General features: G+C 71.8%; 16 protein-coding genes. 8 read left to right on the top strand and 8 right to left on the bottom strand.

All coding sequences use genetic code 11. The features are described from left to right. The first annotated feature begins 1 nt into the window (after position 1). From kdpC to LK09_RS17240, 3 genes are all read left to right on the top strand, one after another. On the top strand, positions 2-616 hold the full coding sequence (kdpC, locus tag LK09_RS17250) for a potassium-transporting ATPase subunit KdpC (RefSeq protein WP_039402310.1): 615 nt from the start codon (positions 2-4) through the stop codon (positions 614-616). 84 nt (positions 617-700) lie between these two features. Continuing rightward, positions 701-3,391 (top strand): ATP-binding protein, encoded by a 2,691-nt coding sequence (locus tag LK09_RS17245; RefSeq protein ID WP_082008353.1) that lies wholly within the window; start codon positions 701-703, stop codon positions 3,389-3,391. Beyond that, positions 3,388-4,062 (top strand): response regulator, encoded by a 675-nt coding sequence (locus tag LK09_RS17240; protein ID WP_039402308.1) that lies wholly within the window; start codon positions 3,388-3,390, stop codon positions 4,060-4,062. Before LK09_RS17245 ends, LK09_RS17240 begins: the two co-directional genes overlap by 4 nt. Positions 4,063-4,167: 105 nt before the next feature. Here LK09_RS17240 and LK09_RS17235 read toward each other — a convergent pair whose 3' ends face one another. Continuing rightward, positions 4,168-5,541: a sodium/glutamate symporter gene (locus tag LK09_RS17235; RefSeq protein WP_039402306.1), complete on the bottom strand. Its 1,374-nt coding sequence runs from the start codon at positions 5,539-5,541 to the stop codon at positions 4,168-4,170. A gap of 118 nt (positions 5,542-5,659) precedes the next feature. Then, entirely contained in the window at positions 5,660-7,270 is a 1,611-nt protein-coding gene (locus LK09_RS17230; protein ID WP_039402303.1) for a phospholipase C, read from the bottom strand. A gap of 118 nt (positions 7,271-7,388) precedes the next feature. Between LK09_RS17230 and LK09_RS17225 the strand changes: the two genes are divergently transcribed. The 3 genes from LK09_RS17225 to LK09_RS17215 all read left to right on the top strand — a co-directional run bounded on the left by LK09_RS17225 (position 7,389) and on the right by LK09_RS17215 (position 11,581). Further along, positions 7,389-8,945, top strand: coding sequence for a S53 family peptidase (locus tag LK09_RS17225; protein ID WP_039402301.1), 1,557 nt, complete (start codon positions 7,389-7,391; stop codon positions 8,943-8,945). 238 nt (positions 8,946-9,183) lie between these two features. Next, positions 9,184-11,304, top strand: a complete 2,121-nt coding sequence (locus LK09_RS17220) for a C1 family peptidase (RefSeq protein ID WP_082008352.1) — start codon at positions 9,184-9,186, stop codon at positions 11,302-11,304. Next, a complete protein-coding gene (locus tag LK09_RS17215; protein ID WP_039402297.1) occupies positions 11,279-11,581 on the top strand; it encodes a hypothetical protein in 303 nt (100 codons plus the stop codon). Before LK09_RS17220 ends, LK09_RS17215 begins: the two co-directional genes overlap by 26 nt. Positions 11,582-11,605: 24 nt before the next feature. Here LK09_RS17215 and LK09_RS17210 read toward each other — a convergent pair whose 3' ends face one another. Beyond that, complete coding sequence (locus LK09_RS17210; RefSeq protein WP_039402295.1) at positions 11,606-12,853, bottom strand: MFS transporter; 1,248 nt, start codon at positions 12,851-12,853, stop codon at positions 11,606-11,608. 70 nt (positions 12,854-12,923) lie between these two features. Between LK09_RS17210 and LK09_RS17205 the strand changes: the two genes are divergently transcribed. Then, the gene (locus LK09_RS17205; RefSeq protein ID WP_039402293.1) at positions 12,924-13,433 is read left to right on the top strand and encodes a winged helix-turn-helix transcriptional regulator; all 510 of its coding nucleotides are present in this window, start codon (positions 12,924-12,926) and stop codon (positions 13,431-13,433) included. A gap of 18 nt (positions 13,434-13,451) precedes the next feature. On the opposite strand, the gene LK09_RS17200 is transcribed toward LK09_RS17205, so the two are convergent. Continuing rightward, on the bottom strand, positions 13,452-13,697 hold the full coding sequence (locus LK09_RS17200; RefSeq protein ID WP_039402291.1) for a TFIIB-type zinc ribbon-containing protein: 246 nt from the start codon (positions 13,695-13,697) through the stop codon (positions 13,452-13,454). A gap of 97 nt (positions 13,698-13,794) precedes the next feature. Continuing rightward, positions 13,795-14,481, bottom strand: coding sequence for a DUF899 domain-containing protein (locus tag LK09_RS17195; protein ID WP_039402395.1), 687 nt, complete (start codon positions 14,479-14,481; stop codon positions 13,795-13,797). Between the two features lie 84 nt (positions 14,482-14,565). Between LK09_RS17195 and LK09_RS17190 the strand changes: the two genes are divergently transcribed. Beyond that, complete coding sequence (locus LK09_RS17190; protein WP_039402289.1) at positions 14,566-15,177, top strand: TetR/AcrR family transcriptional regulator; 612 nt, start codon at positions 14,566-14,568, stop codon at positions 15,175-15,177. 84 nt (positions 15,178-15,261) lie between these two features. Here the strand turns inward: LK09_RS17190 and LK09_RS17185 are convergent, their stop codons facing one another. Genes LK09_RS17185 through LK09_RS17175 form a run of 3 tightly spaced genes read right to left on the bottom strand, consistent with a single transcriptional unit; the run spans position 15,262 to position 18,541 of the window. Next, positions 15,262-16,419 carry a DmpA family aminopeptidase gene (locus LK09_RS17185; protein ID WP_156138875.1) on the bottom strand — a complete coding sequence of 386 codons (1,158 nt, stop codon included), beginning with the start codon at positions 16,417-16,419 and terminating at the stop codon, positions 15,262-15,264. Next, a complete protein-coding gene (locus tag LK09_RS17180) occupies positions 16,416-17,060 on the bottom strand; it encodes a TetR/AcrR family transcriptional regulator (protein ID WP_052226940.1) in 645 nt (214 codons plus the stop codon). The genes LK09_RS17185 and LK09_RS17180 overlap by 4 nt, the downstream gene beginning before the upstream one ends. Beyond that, positions 17,060-18,541, bottom strand: a complete 1,482-nt coding sequence (locus LK09_RS17175) for an APC family permease (RefSeq protein ID WP_039402288.1) — start codon at positions 18,539-18,541, stop codon at positions 17,060-17,062. Before LK09_RS17175 ends, LK09_RS17180 begins: the two co-directional genes overlap by 1 nt. Positions 18,542-18,727: the final 186 nt, after the last annotated feature.

Raw genomic sequence — 18,727 nt, 5'->3', positions numbered from 1 at the left:
AATGTCAGTCTCACACGGCGCCCGCAGCACCTGGCGCGCCACCGGCGTGGCCCTGCGCGCGATGATCGTCGCGACCCTCGTGCTCGGAGTCGGCTACACCCTCGTCGTGACCGGCGTCGGCCAGCTCGCGCTGAACGGGCAGGCCAACGGGTCGACGGTGCAGGATGCCGCCGGCCGGACGATCGGCAGCATCCTGATCGCCCAGCCGTTCACCGACAAGCAGGGCAAGCCGCTGCCGCAGTACTTCCAGGAGCGTCCGTCGGCGGGCGCCTACGCCGGCACCGCTTCGGGCGGATCGAACCTGGGGCCGACCAACCCGGATCTCGTGAAGCAGATCCGGGAGCGCAAGGCCGCCGTCGCAGCGCTCGAGGGTGTTCCGGTGAGCGAGGTGCCGGCGGATGCCGTGACGGCATCCGCCTCGGGCCTGGATCCCGCGATCTCCCCCGCGTACGCGGCGATCCAGGTGCACCGGGTCGCCGAGGCCCGCGGGATGACGGATGCCGCGGTGCGGGCGCTCGTCGCCCGGTACACGACGGGCCGCGACCTCGGGTTCCTCGGCGAGCCGCGCGTGAACGTGCTGCAGCTGAACCTCGCGCTGGATGCCGCGGGCCGGTGATGCCGAGGCATCCGGCATCCCGGCGTCCCACGTCGCCGCGGCCGGGGCGGCTCGGGACGCGCCGGACGAGGGGATACTGACGGTATGAGGCGCGGGACCTTGCGGGTGCTGCTGGGCGCGGCGCCCGGCGTCGGCAAGACGTACGAGATGCTCGAGGAGGGGCGGACCCGCCTCGCCGCAGGACAGGACGTCGTCGTCGGCATCGTCGAGACCCACGGCCGGGCCGCCACGGCCGCGCTCGTCGACGGGTTCGAGGTGGTGCCGCGCCGCATCCTCGCGCACCGCGACGTCGACCTCGAGGAGCTCGACCTCGACGCGGTGATCGCCCGGCATCCCCGGGTCGCCCTCATCGACGAGCTGGCGCACACGAACGCACCGGGCTCGCGCCACGAGAAGCGCTGGCAGGATGTCGACGACCTGCTGGATGCCGGCATCGACGTCATCACGACGGTCAACGTGCAGCACATCGAGTCGCTGGGCGACGTGGTGGCCCAGATCACCGGGGTGGTGCAGCGGGAGACCGTCCCCGACGCCGTCGTGCGCGGCGCCGACCAGATCGAGGTCGTCGACCTCGCGCCGCAGACCCTGCGCGACCGGCTGTCGGCCGGCGACGTGTATCCGGCCGACCGCATCGACGCGGCGCTGTCGAACTACTTCCGGCTCGGCAACCTCACGGCGCTGCGCGAACTCGCCCTGCTGTGGCTGGCCGACGAGGTCGACAGCGCCCTGAACGCGTACCGCACCGAGCACGGCATCGAGGGGACCTGGCGAGCCCGCGAACGCGTGGTCGTCGCCCTCACCGGCGGCCCGGAGGGCGAGACTCTGATCCGGCGCGGCGCCCGCATCGCGGCGCGCACCGCCGGCGGGGAGCTGCTCGCGGTGCACGTCACCCCGCAGGACGGCCTGCGATCCGGAAGCCCGGCGGCGCTGACCGCCCAGCGCGCCCTCGTCGAGTCGCTCGGCGGCAGCTACCACCAGATCGTCGGCGAAGACGTGCCGGACTCCCTCGTGGAATTCGCCCGCTCGGTGAACGCGACGCAGATCGTGATCGGCGTCAGCCGCCGCGGACGCCTCGGCGCGGCGCTCTCGGGCCCCGGGATCGGGGCGACGATCATCCGCGAGTCCGGCGACATCGACGTGCACATCGTCACCCACGCCGCCGCCGGCGACCGGTTCGCCCTGCCGCACCTGCGCGGCGGGGCCCTGTCGGTGAAGCGCCGGCTGCTCGGCTTCGCGGTCGCCCTCGTCGGCGGGCCGGCGCTGTCGTGGGTGCTGTTCCAGTTCCACAGCGCCGACTCCATCACCACGGAGGTGCTCGCCTACCAGCTGCTGGTGATCGCGGTCGCGCTCGTCGGCGGGATGTGGCCGGCCATGTTCGCGGCGGTGCTCTCCGGGCTCACGCTCGACTACCTGTTCGTCGCGCCGTACTTCACCGTCACGATCGCCGCGCCCGCGCACGCGCTGGCCCTGGTGCTGTACGTCGTCAACGCGCTGCTGGTGAGCCTCGTCGTCGATCAGGCCGCCCGCCGCACGCGGGCCGCCCGGCGCGCCGCCGCCGACAGCGAGCTGCTGGCCACGGTCGCCGGCAGCGTGCTGCGCGGCGAGAGCGCGGTGCCGGCGCTGGTGGCGCGCACCCGCGAGGCGTTCGGCCTGCCCGGCGTCCGGCTCGTCGGAGCCGACGGCACCGTGCTCGCGTCCGACGGCCAGGTCGGCGACCCCGGTTCCGGCCCGTTTTCGGAGAATCGAGCGGATTTCGGACACGGCGGCGCGGAGGCATCCGAATCCGACGCGAAACTCCGAAATCCCCTTCCGGTCGAGCGCGTGCCGATCGGCAGCATCGACGGCACCCCGCGGGCCACACTCGAGCTGCACGGCGGCGCGCTGGATGCCGGGGAGCGGCGTCTGCTCGACGTCATCGCCGCGCAGCTCGGCGCCGCCCTCGAGCACACCGACCTCAGCGAGACGGCCCGCGAGGTGGACGCCCTCGCCGAGGCCGACCAGGTGCGCACCGCCCTGCTGTCGGCGGTGTCGCACGACCTGCGCCGCCCGCTCGCGGCGGCGGTGGCATCCGTCGGCGGCCTGCGCACCGCGGGGGCATCCCTCTCCGCGCACGACCGCGCGGAGCTCCTTGCCACCGCCGACGAGAGCCTCGGGATGCTGTCCACCCTCGTCACCGACCTGCTCGACGTCAGCCGAGTGCAGGCCGGCGTGCTGGCCGTGTCGCTGCGGCCGACGGATGCCGCCGGCGTCATCCTCGCGGCGGTCGACGAGCTGCGGCTCGGACCTGCCCAGCTCGAGTTCGCACTGGATGCCGACCTGCCGATGATCTCCGCCGACCCCGTGCTGCTGCAGCGGGTCGTGGTCAACGTGCTCGCCAACGCGCAGCGGCACTCCCCGGACGGGCAGCGCGTGCGCATCTCGACGTCTCGCCTGGGCGGCACGGCCGAGATCCGCATCGTCGACCGCGGTCCCGGGGTCGAGCCGGAGCGCCGGGACGACATCTTCGCGCCCTTCCAGCGGCTCGGCGACACCGACAACACCACCGGCCTCGGGCTGGGGCTGGCGCTCTCGAAGGGGTTCACCGAGGGCATGGGCGGCACGCTCACCCCCGAAGACACCCCCGGCGGCGGTCTGACGATGGTGATCGCCCTGCCGGTGGCATCCGGCGCGCGCGAATCGCGGAGAATCGATCTGGATTCGGATGCCGCCCAGGCTCGGCATCCGAAATCGGGGGGATTCTCCGAAATCAGCAACGCGGGTGAGGACAACGCATGAAGATCCTGGTCGCCGACGACGATCCGCAGCTGGTGCGCGCCCTGCGGATCACGCTCGCCGCGCACGGCTACGACATCGTCGCCGCGCCGGACGGGGCCGCCGCGATCGCGCTGGCCGCGGCATCCAAACCCGACCTGGTGCTGCTGGACCTCGGGATGCCGAAGCTCGACGGGGTCGAGGTGATCCACGCCCTGCGGGGCTGGACGCAGGCCCCGATCATCGTGGTGTCCGGCCGCACCGGATCCGCCGACAAGGTGGACGCGCTGGATGCCGGAGCCGACGACTACGTGACCAAGCCCTTCCAGATCGACGAGCTGCTGGCGCGGCTGCGCGCGCTGGCCCGGCGCGCGACGGGTCCGACCGGGGAGGCGGTCGTGCAGTTCGGCGACGTGTCGGTCGACCTCGCCGCGCGGGCGGTGACCCGCGGCGGGGCGCGCGTGCACCTGACTCCGACCGAGTGGAAGATGCTCGAGTTCCTGGCACGCAATCCCGGGTCGCTGGTCACCCGGCAGTCGCTGCTCAAGGAGATCTGGGGGACCGACCAGGTGGCCGACTCGGGCTACCTGCGGCTGTACATGTCGCAGCTGCGCAAGAAGCTCGAGCCGGATGCCGCCGACCCGCGGTACCTCCTGACCGAGCAGGGCATGGGGTACCGGCTCGTCACGGCGTGAACCCCGGGGTCCTGCGCTTCGCTCCCCACGCCCCCTCCACGCATCGCTTCGCGCTGCGCGGAGCCTCCGGGCGCGTGGCCCCAGGCTCAGCGCGCGAGGCGGCGCTCAGCGCGCTGGGTCGCCGCGGCGGCGCAGCACGCCCCAGGCGATGAGCAGGATCGTCACGACGAGGGAGACGATCCCGAACCACAGCGACCCGATCTGCAGGATCACCGGGATGCTGAACGCGGTCAGGATGCCGCCGCCGAGGAACGGCTCGTAGATGAGCTGCTTGTAGCCGTACGAGCGGGCGGCGCTCGTGGTGCGGTCCGGGTCGGCCATGTCGGCCAGCACGAACCCGGTCGCGACGTTGCCCTGCGACTGCCCGTAGTCGGCGATCGCGTGCTCGAACCAGTCCCGCCGGTGGATGCGGGGGCCGAGCCACAGCATCCCGACGACGCTCCACGCGAACGCGATCACGGTGAGGATCGTGAGGGCCGGGATGTTGGACCCGAGCGCGGCGAGCGACATCGTGCCGATGGCCGCGGCGATGAGGATGTCCAGGGCGAGTCCGGTGATGTCGTTCACCGTGCGGCGTTCGACGAGGTACTCGCGTTTGGTGACGGTGAGCACGAGCTGCACGACGAAGCCGCCGATCACCGTGAACGGGAACAGCGGGAAGCGGTCGAACAGGTCGGAGCCGAACGCGTGCGCGATGAGCCGCAGCAGGTTCAGGATGACGATCGCGATGGCGATCGACACCGCGATCGCCCCGAAGCTGCGGCTGATCGAACCCAGCCCCACCTCGCCGGCCTGGTCGCCCTCGTTGGGGCGGACCTCCTGGAGCCGCCCGGCATCAGACCCGTGGGCCGGGCGATCGCGGGCCGTGGTGATGCGGGGGCTGCGCACGGCGTAGTTGACGAGGATCGACCCGCCCACGACGCCGGTGATCATGCTGATGGTGGCGAGCCCGAGGCCCACGTCGATCATCTCCGGTGCGCCGGCCTCGGTGAGCAGGCCCCCCATGCCGGCGATCGTGCCGTGGCCGCCGGCGAACGACAGCTCGAGGATGGACCCGGCGACGTCCGGCACCCCGAACAGGGGCGTCAGGATGAACACCACCGCGAACGCGCCGAGGGCGAACTGACCGAACGAGAACACCGACCCGAGGATCACGTGCGGGGCGGCATCCGACCAGATCTGCTTGACGGACGGGAGCGCCTTTCCGATCATGATGCCCGCGAACACCACGTTGATCATCAGGCCCGGCAGCCGCGCCATCACGTCGGTGACCTGCACCGGGATGGGACTCCAGCCGCTGAGGCCGAGCACCTGCGGGCCGAGGAGCAGGATGAGGAATCCCGCGATCACGCTGGCCGGCAGGTACAGGCGCGCGAGGATCGGCACGTACCGGCGCACGACGAGCGCCAGCACCAGGGCGATGCCGAGGTACACGAACGCGAGGGCGGCCCACTGGGCGTCGGTGTATTCGCCGAACACGAGCGGGCCTCAGTCGCAGGATGCGGGAGACGGAGCGAGCAGCGGGCGGCGCGGGGTGTCCATGTGCCCATGATGGCCCGGGCGGGGTTCGCACGCACCCGATCGTGCGGCGCGGGCGTCAGCGGGTGATCGAGGCGACCGAGCCGTCGGGCTTCAGCAGCACGCGCGCGCCGTCGGGGTGCGCGAAGTCGAACAGCGGGGTCAGCGACCCGGCCGTGGCGTCGAACGAGCCGTCGCCGATGCGGCCGGTGCCGAAGTCGTCCTCGATGAACTTCAGCACAGAGGCCTGCGACACGACGTCGTGGGCGATGAAGTCCGACCGGGCGTAGGGCGAGATCACCAGCAGCGGCAGGCGCTGGCTCGGCCCGCAGCGCCCCGCGTATCCGCCGAGGACGGATGCCGCAGACCCCGTGCACACGGCGGCGTCGCTTGCCGTGTGCGAGGCGTTGGTGATCGCCGGCGGCGCGTGGTCGTACCAGCCGTCGGAGTCGTCGTAGGCGACGATGACGGCGGTCGACGCCCACAGCGGCGAACGCTGCAGGGCGTTGATCTCGCTCACCAGGAAGTGCTGCTCGTCGATCGGGTCGGAGTAGCCGGCGTGGCCGTCCTGGAACCGTGCGGGCTTCAGGAAGCTGACCGCGGGCAGATCGCCGGCGTTCAGAGCCGCGGTGAAGTCGCTCAGGTCGTACTGGTGGTTCGCGCGGTCGGTGCGTCCGATCATGGCGACCGACGTCGGGGCCAGGTGGTGCGGGTTGGCCGTGGCCGCGGAGTACTGGAACGGCTCGTGGTGCGCGCTGTAGTCCGGAACGCTCGCCCCGCCGAGGTTGGGGTGCGCGGCGCCGCACACCGCTCGCGAGCCGGCGCCGGCCGGGACGGTGGGACGGAATCCGCCCTGGAACCAGCCCCACGTGACGCCCTTGGCGTTCAGCAGGGTGCCGATGTTCGCGCCGGCCGCGCGGGCGACGGGGCTGCCTGGGGCGGAGCAGTCGTCGAACGCCGGGTCGAGGTCGGCGGTGAGGGTTCCGGTCTTGCCGGCATCCGTCGCGATGACGGCCGGGTCGTCGATCGGCCGATGCGTGCCCGGGTCGAGGGCCGTGACGCCGTGGGTCTGACCGGACACCAGGTCCAGCGCGCCCGGCGTGGACGGTCCGAACACGGCATCCCACGCGTTGTCCGACATCGCGTAGTGCTGCGCGTAGTTCCACAGCGCGGTGACGGTGTTGCCGTCGAAGTAGTCCATCACGAGGCCGGGGGCGGAGTAGCCGTTCGCGCAGGCCGGGCCGGACGTGTTCTGCACGAACCGGTCCATCCGGCCGCCGTTCACGGCGCGCTGCTCGGCGGTGTACCCGTGGTCCTGGTCGCAGGTGAGCGCCTGCGCCGGCGACAGCCGCCGCGGCGGCGAGAGGTTCGGGTTGTGTGCGAGCGCGCCCGAGCTCACGAGGTCATCGCTCGCCGGGGTGCCCGTGGATGCCGTGAACCGCGTGCCGTCGGTGTTCGCCGCGGCCGGGTACGTACCGAAGTAGTGGTCGTACGAGACGTTCTCGTCGAAGATGACGACGACGTGCGTGATCGGGGTGGCGGTCGCCGGCGAGGCGGATGCCGTCGCCGGCGGCGGGATGGCGGACTGCGTGTGCGGCGACGCGGCCGGGTGCGGCGGCGCACCGGTGCACGCCGCGAGCCCGACCCCGGCCGCGACGATTGCCGCGACCACGATCCCGGCTCGACGCATGTCCCTCTCCCTGATGACGGTGTGGGTCCCATCTTCACCCCACGACCCCGGCGGGGGGCATCCGGCATCCGCTGTCCACCCCCTTCCGTGCACGCGGGCCCGGGTGTACGCCGGAGGCATGACCCCAGACATCCCCGGCGGACACCCTCTTCCCGGCAGCGAGCGCGCACCGATCCGCGGGGGCGTCCCGCAGGGGGCGGTGCATCCCGACGCGCCCATCGACGCGACCCTCGTGCTGCGGCGCCGGGCCGAGGTGCCCGACGACGTGCTCGCGAACCCCATCCCGCACGACGAGTTCGTTGAGAAGTACGGGGCGGACCCCGCGGATGCCGCAGCGGTGGAGGCATCCGTCCGCGCCGCGGGCGCCGAGGTGGTGAGCACCGACCTCGGCGAGCGCCTGATCCGCATCAGGGCGAAGGCGAGCGTGGTGCGGGAGCTGTTCGGCGTCGAGCTGAACACCGTGGCCCTGGGCGACTCGTCGTACCGGGAGCGCACCGGCGGACTCACCCTGCCCGATGACCTGCACGAGCGGGTGGTGGCCGTGCTCGGCCTCGACGACCGCCCGCAGGCCGAGACGCACTTCCGGGTGTTACCCACGACGCCGACCGCTGCGGCGAGCGCCGTCAGCTACACCCCGGTGCAGGTCGGCGAGCTCTACGGCTTCCCGCCCGGCACCGACGGCACGGGCCGCACGGTTGCGATCATCGAGCTGGGTGGCGGGTTCGCGCAGTCCGACCTCGACGCGTACTTCGCCGGGCTCGGCATCCCGACCCCCATCGTGACCGCGGTCGGCGTCGACGGGGCCTCGAACCAGCCGGGGCAGGACCCGAACGGCGCCGACGGCGAGGTGCTGCTGGACATCGAGGTGGTCGGGGCGCTGGCCCCCGGCGCGCACATCGTCGTCTACTTCGCCCCCAACACCGATGCCGGGTTCGTCGACGCGGTCACCAAGGCCGCGCACGCCTCCCCGACGCCGGATGCCATCAGCATCAGCTGGGGGCAGAGCGAGGATGCCTGGACGGCGCAGTCGCGCAGCGCGATGGATGCCGCGTTCGTCGACGCCGCCGGCATGGGCGCCACGGTCACCGCCGCCGCGGGCGACAACGGCAGCGGCGACAACGCCGGCGACGGCGCGCCGCACGTGGACTTTCCGGCATCCAGCCCGCACGCGCTCGGGTGCGGCGGCACCGCCCTGCACGGCTCGGGCAGCACGATCTCGTCCGAGACGGTGTGGAACGACGGCGCCGCCGGCGGGGCGACCGGCGGCGGCGTGAGCGACACGTTCCCGCTCCCCTCGTGGCAGGGCGCGGTCGGCGTGCCCCCGGACGAGGCCGGAGCGAGCGGACGCGGGGTTCCGGACGTCGCCGGCAACGCCGACCCGCGGACCGGCTACCAGGTGCGGGTGGACGGGACCGACATGGTGATCGGCGGCACCAGCGCGGTCGCACCGCTGTGGGCGGCGCTGATCGCCCGGATCGTGCAGGCCACCGGCACCCGCATGGGGCTGGCGCAGCCGAAGCTGTATGCCGGAGCGACGGCATCCGGCACCTCCGCCGGGTTCCGCGACATCACGTCGGGCAACAACGGCGCCTTCGCCGCCCGGCCGGGGTGGGATGCCTGCACCGGTCTCGGGTCCCCCGACGGTGCCGCCCTGCTCCGCGCCCTCGGCGGCTGACAACGCGCGGCGCCGGGGCGTTGGGCGGCGGCTGAGAACAGGGGAATGGCCGGAAACAGGACGATCCGGCCGGCATCCTCCTGGTCTCAGCCTTCCTCCTGCTTCCGGCCGCCCCTCGGCGGGTTCTGGGTCCCCCGAGACCGAGTTCCCAGGCCCGGGCCGCATCACGGCGGGGTGCTGAGGCCTCCTGTTCGCGGACGATGCCGCACTGGCGGCATCCGGACAACAGGGGGATCACATGCCTGAATCAACACCGAGCCCACGGCTCGAGACCTACGGCGATGTGCGCGCGCTCATCGCCCAGCACGACCTCGGGTGGCAGGTGCTGCCCGACATCCCGGACGACCGGCCGATCAAGCGGCATCTGCTCGGCGGGCCGCCGCCGCGGCCGGCGGACCCGGAGAAGCGCGTCGACGTGCTGAAGCTCGTCGCCGAGCAGCCCTCGGCCCGGCACCTCGCCGAGAGACTCTCCCCCGGTTTCCTCGGCGGCGCGCCCGGGGCCGCCGGCGGACCGGCGGGCGGGCCGCGTCCGGCATCCGTCGACTGGCGCAACCGCAACGGCTGGCCCACCTTCACCCGCACCCGCGACCAGTTCGACTCGGAGCACTGCTGGATCTTCGCTCCCACCGGCCTGGTCGAGGCGATGACCCGCATCGAGCACTGTGCGTGGGCGCCGCGCTCGGAAGGCGACGTGGTCAAGGGACTGAGCGTCGTGATCGGACAGTGCGGGGATGCCCGCAACACCCTCAACTGGGTCCACTCGAACGGGCAGGCCGATCCGGGAAGCATCCCCTGGCCGTTCCCGGCCGCGCGCGACGACGGCTACTGGAATCCGGGACCGAGCAACTGCGGCACCGGGTCCACCCAGCAGACGACCGCCACGACGACGTTCGACCGCTCGGGCCGCACGGTGAAGGTCCCGGCGTACACGACGCTCAGCAATGTGGACGACATGAAGAACTGGATCTGGCAGGTGGGTCCGACGGTGGCGAGCTCCATCACCATCTACGACGACTTCTACGGGTACAGCGACATCACCACGGTGTACCGGGCTGCTCCCAACCAGACCTCCAACGGCACGCACGTCGTCGACGTGGTCGGGTTCGACGACGGCAAGCAGGCGTGGCTCATCCGCAACTCGTGGGGCGGGACGCCGGGCGGCGACGACTGGGGCGACCACGGCTACGGGTGGATCGGGTACGGGCAGATCGGCATCGACAGCAACGAGATGTACGGCCTGCGCGGCACCAACCCCGACCCGTGGAGCAAGAGGTTCAACCACAACGGCGGCATGTTCGAGAGCGGGAACGGCGCGAACCACGACAACTTCGAGCTGTTCGTGCACGACCCGGGCGGCGGCATCGCGCACTGGTGGCGGGACAACGGCAACGGCTCGCTGCCGTGGGCGGAGGCTCCCGGCTTCGCGAACGACGCGGGATCGGAGCCCACCGCGACCGGCACGACGTTCAACCGCAACTTCGAGCTCATCTACCGCTCGAACAGCGGGCGGCTGCGGCACTGGTGGTTCGACCAGAACGGCGGCACGTGGAACGACGGCGCGACCTTCGGGCCGACGAACGCGGTCGGCACCCCCGGGTTCGTGGAGAGCCACTACGGCCCCGGCAACTTCGAGGTCGTGACGGCGCTGTCGTCCGGCGACCTGCAGCACTGGTGGCGCGACGGCGGCGGCTGGCATGCGGGTCCCGTGTTCGGCAACCCGCCGATCGTGGTGCACGCCGCGAAGGACGAGGTCGCGGAGGCGGATGCCCCGGTGCCCGAGCTGGTGGGCGCCGCCGCGCCGGGTGCGCCGGTCTCCGTTCCGGATGCGCCGACGTCCGATCCCGAGGCCGCGACCGAGGGCGGGCCGATCATCGTGCGGCCGCCGTTCCCGGTCTTCGGCAACCCGATCGCGGAGGCCGGCGGAAGCCTCGTCGAGACGACGACCGGCCACCTCGAGCTGGTGTGCGTGCTGCGCAACGGCCAGCTGCAGCACTGGACCCGCGCCGACGGCAGCACGTGGGCGTGGTCGGCGCTGTCCACGTTCGCCGGGGGATGCCACGGCGGCCCCGTCATGATCGAGGGCCAGTACTCGCGCAGCGACGAATTCGCGTCGGGCAACTACGAGCTGGTGGTGGCGCTCACGAACGGCACCCTGCAGCACTGGTGGATGGCCCCGGGCGGCACGTGGCAGGCGAGCGCCACGTTCGGCACGGGAATCGACCGGGCGCTCGCGATCGTGCAGAGCAGCTTCGGGTTCAACCTCGAGGTGGTCGCGCGGAGGCAGGATGGCAACATGCAGCACTTCTGGCGCGACGGCTCCGGGTGGCACGACGGTGTCATCATCGGACCTGCCCTCTGAGCTCGACCTGGTGATCGGGGAGCGGTTCCGCGCCCCGATCACCGGCGCGGGCGGCCAGGGGTACCGGTGGCTGGCGACGGTCACCGGGGATGCGGATGCCGTCGACGTGCAGACGGTCGGCATCCCTCCGGCCGGGGATCCACCCGGTCAGGGCAGCTTCGCGCGCGAGCTGCGCATCGTCGGCCGGGCGCCGGGCGTCGCGGTCATCGACCTGGCGCTCACCCACGCCGGCGGCCGGGTGCGCGAGCGCCTCCGGCTCACCGTGCGCGTGCGCTGATCCGGCATCCCACCCGTGTGCGTCTCAGTGCGTGCGCGGACGGGACGCGGCGGTGAGCGTCAGCCCGACGAGGGCCGCGACGGCGAGGAGGATGCCGTAGCCGACGGCCATGGCGGTGACGCCGACCGCGGTGGCGATGAACCCGGCGATGATCGCGGATGCTCCGAACGTGACGTACGCGACCACGAAGATGGCGCTGAACAGCCCCGCGCGCTGGTGGGGTTCGACCTCGGGGACGAGCCCGCGGTTGCTGCCGGTGAAGCCCGCGCCCATGCCGAAGCCCGACACCAGGGCCGACATCCACAGGAAGACGAGCTGTGCGGTGGCGAGGCCGCCGAGCACGAGCACGGCGCCGACGACGAGGGCGACGTTGCCGAGGACCTTGAGCCTCCGCGGGTGGATGGCGCCCGTCGCCCCGGCGGTGACGGTCGCCGTGGCGAACATCACGAAGTTGATCGCTCCTCCGAGCACCGGTGCCTGGACGTGGAACACGCTGGCGAGGATCATCGGCAGGAGGCCGAGGAAGAGGGCCGTCTCCAGGAACACGGCCACGACGGTCGGCGCGGTCGCGGCGAACAGCCGGCGCACCCGCGGGGGGACGCTCACCCGCGGGATCAGCGAGGCCGCAGCGCCCGCGCGACGCGTCGAGGTCTCGGGCGTGAGGACGGCGGCAACCGTCCCGGCGACCATCACCACCACCAGCGCCAGCCAGACGGTGGTGGCGGCCGCGGTCGGGATGGCGAAGGCGATCACTCCGGACACGAGGGCGCCGACGCCGAGGCCCGCGGTGGTCGCGAAGCTCGACATCACCGCGCCCAGCTTCTTGCGCTTCTCGGGTGCGAGCTCGACGATCGCCGCGCCGAACGTGCTCGACGCGACCCCGGTGGCGAGGCCCTGCAGCACCCGGCCGACGATGAGCCAGCCGATGGCGGGCGAGAAGAGGAACACCACCATCGACACGAGTTCGACGACGAGCGAGCCGATGAGCACCGGCCGGCGTCCGATGTGGTCGGAGAGCGACCCGAACACGAGCAGGGCGGCGATGAGCGCGAACGCGTAGACGCCGAACGCGACCGTGAGCATCGACGGCGGGAACCCCCACTCGTGCTCGTAGAGCGGCAGCAGCGGGGTGGGGGCGCCGGCCGCGACGAAGAAGGCCAGGAGCGTGGCCGACATCGCGACGAATCCAGCCGTGCGCGGCAGGCGGAGGGGCCGTCTGGCGGCGATCACGGGGGTGGATGCCGTGAACGGCACCGCTTCTGCGTGAGTCATGCCGACCAGTATGCACTTCAATCAATGAAGTTACAAGCATCAATGGTTGAAGTGCTGGTACGATCGGATCATGCCTCTGGGAACGGACTACGCAGGCCAGGACTGCGCCGTGGCGCGCGCCCTCGAAGTCGTGGGCGAGCGCTGGACCCTGCTGGTCGTGCGCGACCTCTTCTACGGCATCCGGCGCTACTCCGACCTGCAGAAGCACATCGGCATCCCGCCCGCGACGCTCACCGACCGCCTCACGCGGCTGGTCGACCACGGAGTCGTGGACCGCGTCCCCGGCCACGGCGCGCGCGACGAGTACGTGCTCACCCCGAAGGGCGAGGCGCTGTGGCCCGCGATCTTCTCGCTCGCGCAGTGGGGCAACGAGAACTACGTCGCCCCCGACCGCCGGATGGTCTACACGCACCGCACCGACGGCGCGCCGCTCACCGTGCAGGGCACCTGTTCGGAGTGCGGCGTCATCCCCGACGCGGGCGACATCGTCATCCGCAAGCCGCAGCCCGAGGGCGCGAACGACCCCTACCAGGCGGCCCTGAAGGAGCCGCACCGGCTGCTGGAGCCGCTCCGCGTCTGACGCGGCATCCGCACCCGGTCAGTCGAACAGCTCTCCCAGCCAGCTCGACTTCTTCTTGCCGTGGTACCCGTGCTTGTCGTACCCGCGGTCGTCGTACCGCTGCGGCGGCGGCGCGTACTGCGCCGGGGCGGATGCCGATCGTTCGATGATCTTGTCGAGCTCGCCGCGGTCGAGCCACACGCCCCGGCACTGCGGGCAGTAGTCGATCTCGATGCCGGAGCGTTCGCTCATGACCAGGGTCTGGCCGTCGACGGGGCAGTTCATGGCGTCCTCATTTCGTTCGGGCGTCAGTGGACCTCCAGGCTGACATCCGAATCCATGAACCACCTGTGCATCCCCGATGCCGGATGCCGCGCCGGTCTCAGTGCGTGTGCGGACCGTACGCGGCGGCGACGTCCTTCGACGACGGCCACCCGTTGCCCCGGCCGCCCTGCGGCCAGCCGTCCGGAGAGTCCTGCCAGTCCTCGCGCCGGCCGTACGGGAGGATGTCGATGAGTCCGAACGTGTAGCCGAGCTGCTCGCTGCCGCGCCCGGACGTCGCCCAGGTGCGGTAGACGGTGTCCCCGTCGCGGAGGAAGACGTTCAGGGCGAATCCGCCGCCCTTCGGCGCGCCCACGTCCGCCCCGAAGGGGCTGTTCGCCGTGGAGTACCACTCCATCCGGTTGCCGACCTTCTCGCGGTAGGCGAGAGCCTCGCCGATCTCGCCCTGCGTGACGATCACGAACCGGGCATCGTTGTGGTCGAGGAACGCGAGCCGCGCGAACTGGGCGGTGAAACCGGTGCATCCCGGGCACTGCCACTCGGCGCCGTCGCGCCACATGTGGTGGTAGGTGATCAGCTGGCTCTTGCCCTGGAACACGTCGACGAGCCTCACCGGTCCGTCGGCCGAGTCGAGGGTGTACGGCGGCAGCTCCACCATCGGCAGGTGACGGCGCTGGGCGGCGATCGCGTCGAGCTCGTGGGTGGCGGCCTTCTCGCGGACCCGCAGCTGGTCGAGCTGCTGCTGCCAGGTGGCCGCGTCGACGATGGGCGGAAGGGCGGTGGTCATGGCATCCTCCTCGATGTGCACGCAGTTCACATGCGATATGTTTACAGCGTACACATGTGACTCGCGTTCGGAAAGGGGGGTCGGATGACCGAGACCGCCACCCGCGACACGTACCACCACGGCAATCTGCGCGCCGCGCTGGTGGATGCCGGCCTCGAGCTGACCCGCAGGGGCGGCCCCGCCGCGCTGTCGCTGCGCGACGTCACCCGCCGGGCCGGGGTGTCACCGAGCGCCGCGTACCGGCACTTCGCCGACCGCGAGCAGCTGCTGCACGCCATCGCCCAGCGGATCCAGGACGACATGGCCGCGCGGATGCAGGCATCCTCCGCGGACTCCGCCGGGCTCACCGGCCGCGAGCGCCTGCGCGCCGTCGGCCTCGGCTACATCGCGTTCGCGCGGCGCGAGACGGGGTGGTTCGAGACGGCGTTCTTCACCAGCCGGGCACTGCCCGGCGAGTCCGGGATGCCGGCGCCGCTGATCGCACTGGTGGATGCGCTCGACGCCATGGTGCGGGAGGGCGACCTGCCGGCATCCGCCCGTCCGGGCGCGGAATGGCCCTGTTGGTCGGCCGTGCACGGGTTCGCCCTGCTCGTGCTGCACGGCCCCGCCGGCCGGCTGAGCGAGTCCGAGATCCAGGATGTCGCCGCCCGCGTGGTGGACACCGCCATCCGCGGGCTGGCCGATCGCGCGCCCTGAGCCGTCGACCGCGCGCCCTGAGCCTGTCGAAGAGCAACACCCCGGGCGAACGGGCTTCGACAAGCTCAGCCCGCAAGACGCGGCTCACGCGAAGGCGGCGCGGACCTCGTCGTGCGGGAGAGCGTAGCTGGCGTGGCCGTCGCGGCCGACCATGTCGCGAGCGGCGACGAGCGCGTTCAGCACGGCCTCCTCGACCGCCTCGACGACGGCGGCGTAGAACGCGTCGATGCCTCCCCAGCTGACGTGCTCGAGCGTCTGGACGGTGCCCGTCGGCACGCCCATGCGGGATGCCAGGGCCCCCTCGTTCGCGGTCGAGAACGCCAGGAAGATGTCGCCCGAGAAGTGGCTGCCCGTCGTCCCGGTGCGGGCGAGGCCGAGCGGCACGCGCCGGGCGAGGGCGCGGCACTGGTCGGGCAGCAGCGGGGCATCCGTCGCGACCACGACGATCACGCTGCCGGCGCCCGGCACCGCCGGCCCGGCACCGGCGACCTCGCGCTCGAACCAGTCCGTGGTCTCCATCGGGTTCGGCGCCGCGGAGGTGCGCCCGAGCGGATGCCCGCCGACGCGCAGCTCGTGGCGGGACCCGAAGTTCGCCTGCAGCAGCACTCCCACGGTCCACGACGCGTCCCCGCCGCGCACGATGCGCGACGCGGTGCCGGTGCCGCCCTTGAACCCGTAGCAGTTCATGCCGGTGCCGCCCCCGACGTTGCCTTCGGCGAGGGGCCCGGATGCCGCGGCATCCAGCGCGGCGATCGCGTGCTCCGGGCGCACGAGGTCGGCGTTGATGGAGTTGAGGTAGCCGTCCCAGGTCTCGCCGACGACGGGCAGCATCCACTGGGCGGCCGTGGCCGGATCGTGCTCGGCCAGCCACCGGTCGACGCCGCGGTGCACGGCGCCCACCGCGTGAGAGTTGGTGATGGCGACCGGCGTCTGGAACTGTCCGGCCTCCTCGATCCAGCTGCGTCCGGTCAGCTCGCCGTTGCCGTTGAGCACGGCGACGCCGGCCGCGCACGGCATGCCGGCCTTGTCCCGGCCGCGGGGAAGGATCGCGGTGACGCCGGTGCGGGCGGCGTCCGGGCCGTCGGAGACGAGGGTGACGTAGCCGACCTCGAGGCCGGGCACGTCGGTGATCGCGTTCCAGGGCCCGGGTTCGCCGTCGAAGGGGATGCCGAGATCGCGGGCACGGACAGTCCCGGTCGGGATGTCCAGGGTCACGGCGGTCGCGGCGGACGGGTCGGTCACGGGGTCTCCTCCGGGGTCTCGGCGCCGGCATCCGGCGCGGCATCCGGCGCGATCAGCACGCAGTCGAGGGCGAGCTCGGCGAACTGCATCGTGTTCTGCAGGTAGCGGTCGCGCTGCCAGTTGTCCTCGTCGAGCAGGTACAGGTCGTAGGCGTCCTCGAGGGCGACGAGGTTCGCCGCGATCGCGAGGGTGTCCATGCGCGGACGGAACGCGCCGAGCGCCGTGCCGACCTCGATGATCGTCGTGTACAGGGCGACCTGGCGCTCCAGCAGCAGCGACAGCGCCGCCTTGAACCGGGACTTCTCGCGCATCGCCGCGGATGCCTCGTACACGATGCGCAGGTCGTCGCTGATGCGCTCCGGGATGCCGGCCTCGATCGTCGCGCGCAGGCGCGCGAGCGGGTCCCGGTGGGCTTCGGACAGCCGCCGCCGGTTGTCGATGAACTCCTCGATCGCGCCGCGCACGGCGGTCTCGACGAGCTGGTCGAAGCTCTCGAAGTGGTAGAGCACGCTGCCGGCGCTCATCTGGGCCTGCTCGGCGACCGTCCGCACGCTCGCGCCGGACAGCCCGCGTTCGCTGATGACGCGGCTCGTGGCCTGCAGCAGATCCTGCCGGCGCTGGGCGCTCTTGGCTGCGGCCATCAGACGACCTCCAGTTCTTCGGCGGGCAGCACGGTGACCGACTGCGTCAGCGCAGCGTATCGCGCGGGTGCGCGGCGCTTCATGACGAGACCGACGACGATGCCGCCGACGAAGATGATCGGAACGCACGCCAGCATCCCCTGGTTGATCGGGCCTTCGACCCCTGAGACGAGGTCGAAGTGGGTGGCGATCACGACGAACGCGGCGAGGAGGCCCACGGCACCCAGCACGGGTGCGACGACGACGTGCCAGACGGAGTATCCGCGGCGGTCCTTCCAGAAGAACCCGATCACCGAGATCGCGGCGACGCCCTGCGCGAAGACGAGACCGGCGACACCGATCGCGTAGCTCCACAGGCCGATGCCGAGGAACGGGTCCTGTCCCGAGACGATCGCGAGGATCATCGCGATCAGGCAGATGACCGAGAGCGTGATGCTGGCGAGATACGGCGACTGCATGCGCGGGTGCGTGCGGGCCAGGGGTGCGGGCAGGAGGCGCTCCCGGCCGAGCGAGAACAGGTAGCGGGAGCACGCGTTGTGGAACGCGAGGGTGCACGCGAAGAAGCTCGTCACGATGAGCACCTGCATGACGACGCCGGCCCAGGCGCCGAGGGCGTGCTCGCCCGCGAGGAACTGCATGTCTTCGGCGTGCTTCGAGTTCGCCAGCTCGATCACGCCGTTCGGTCCGAACGCGAGCGTCAGCACCCAGAACGTGAACGCGTAGAAGATGCCGAGGAACGCGATCGCGATGTACGTGGCGCGCGGCACCGTGCGCGACGGATCCTTCGCCTCCTCGGCGTAGATGACCGTGCCCTCGAACCCGAGGAACGCCCCGAACCCGAAGACGAACAGGGCACTGGCGCCGCCCGCGAAGAAGACGTTGGCCGGGTTGAAGGATGCCGCGGTCGCCGCGACGATTCCTCCCCCGTTCTGGATGACCACCGCGACGCCGATGATGAGCAGGATGCTGATCTCCGCCGTCAGCAGCACCGCGAGGACCTTCGCGCCGACGTCGATGCGGCGGTAGCCGAGGAATCCGATGATCAGCACCGACACGATCGACCACACGCCCCAGGGCAGATCGATGCCGAACAGGTGCGCGAACGTGAGGTTCGCGTAGAACCCGAGCAGGGCGTAGAAGCAGAAGCAGAGGAAGGCGTACGCGACGATCGTGACGAACGCGACCCCGACGCCGACCGGCTTGCCGAGGCCGGCGGCCGCGTAGGCGTAGAACGCGCCGGTGTTGCGCACGTAGCGCGACATCGCGGTGAATCCGATCGCGAAGAGGATGAGCACCACCCCGCTCGCGAGCATGGCTCCCGGGGCGCCGATGCCGCCGACGAGGAACGCCAGCGGGGCGGAACTGACCGCGACCGTCAGCGGCGCGGCGGCGGACACCACGAAGAACACGATGTCGAACGTGCCGAGCTTGCCCTTCGCGAGGGTGCCCTGTTCGGGGGCGGATGCCGGTGTGCTGCTCATTCTCGAACCTCCTGGACACGTCGTCGTGTCGTCCGCTGCAGATTTCTGAACGACTGTATCAAAATGGCGCGATGAGTGTCTAGATTCTTGAATCTGCCACCTGTTCGACCGTTCAGTTCGGGGGCTGCGCTCCCGGCATCCCACCCCGGGCTTCCCGCCGCGCATCCTCGCCCGGCATCCCCACAC

It is taken from the genome of Microbacterium mangrovi (assembly GCF_000802305.1).
In the GTDB taxonomy this organism is placed as follows: domain Bacteria; phylum Actinomycetota; class Actinomycetes; order Actinomycetales; family Microbacteriaceae; genus Microbacterium; species Microbacterium mangrovi.
Note: the sequence above shows the minus strand (reverse complement) of the source record. Positions and strands in the feature narration are given on the sequence as shown.

Coding starts and splice junctions, on each gene's coding strand:
- LK09_RS17175 (WP_039402288.1), bottom strand. CDS start 18,541: ATGAGCAGCACACCGGCATCCGCCCCCGAACAGGGCACCCTCGCGAAG.
- LK09_RS17205 (WP_039402293.1), top strand. CDS start 12,924: ATGCCTCTGGGAACGGACTACGCAGGCCAGGACTGCGCCGTGGCGCGC.
- LK09_RS17230 (WP_039402303.1), bottom strand. CDS start 7,270: ATGCGTCGAGCCGGGATCGTGGTCGCGGCAATCGTCGCGGCCGGGGTC.
- kdpC (WP_039402310.1), top strand. CDS start 2: ATGTCAGTCTCACACGGCGCCCGCAGCACCTGGCGCGCCACCGGCGTG.
- LK09_RS17180 (WP_052226940.1), bottom strand. CDS start 17,060: ATGGCCGCAGCCAAGAGCGCCCAGCGCCGGCAGGATCTGCTGCAGGCC.
- LK09_RS17210 (WP_039402295.1), bottom strand. CDS start 12,853: ATGACTCACGCAGAAGCGGTGCCGTTCACGGCATCCACCCCCGTGATC.
- LK09_RS17200 (WP_039402291.1), bottom strand. CDS start 13,697: ATGAACTGCCCCGTCGACGGCCAGACCCTGGTCATGAGCGAACGCTCC.
- LK09_RS17225 (WP_039402301.1), top strand. CDS start 7,389: ATGACCCCAGACATCCCCGGCGGACACCCTCTTCCCGGCAGCGAGCGC.
- LK09_RS17240 (WP_039402308.1), top strand. CDS start 3,388: ATGAAGATCCTGGTCGCCGACGACGATCCGCAGCTGGTGCGCGCCCTG.
- LK09_RS17195 (WP_039402395.1), bottom strand. CDS start 14,481: ATGACCACCGCCCTTCCGCCCATCGTCGACGCGGCCACCTGGCAGCAG.
- LK09_RS17220 (WP_082008352.1), top strand. CDS start 9,184: ATGCCTGAATCAACACCGAGCCCACGGCTCGAGACCTACGGCGATGTG.
- LK09_RS17245 (WP_082008353.1), top strand. CDS start 701: ATGAGGCGCGGGACCTTGCGGGTGCTGCTGGGCGCGGCGCCCGGCGTC.
- LK09_RS17190 (WP_039402289.1), top strand. CDS start 14,566: ATGACCGAGACCGCCACCCGCGACACGTACCACCACGGCAATCTGCGC.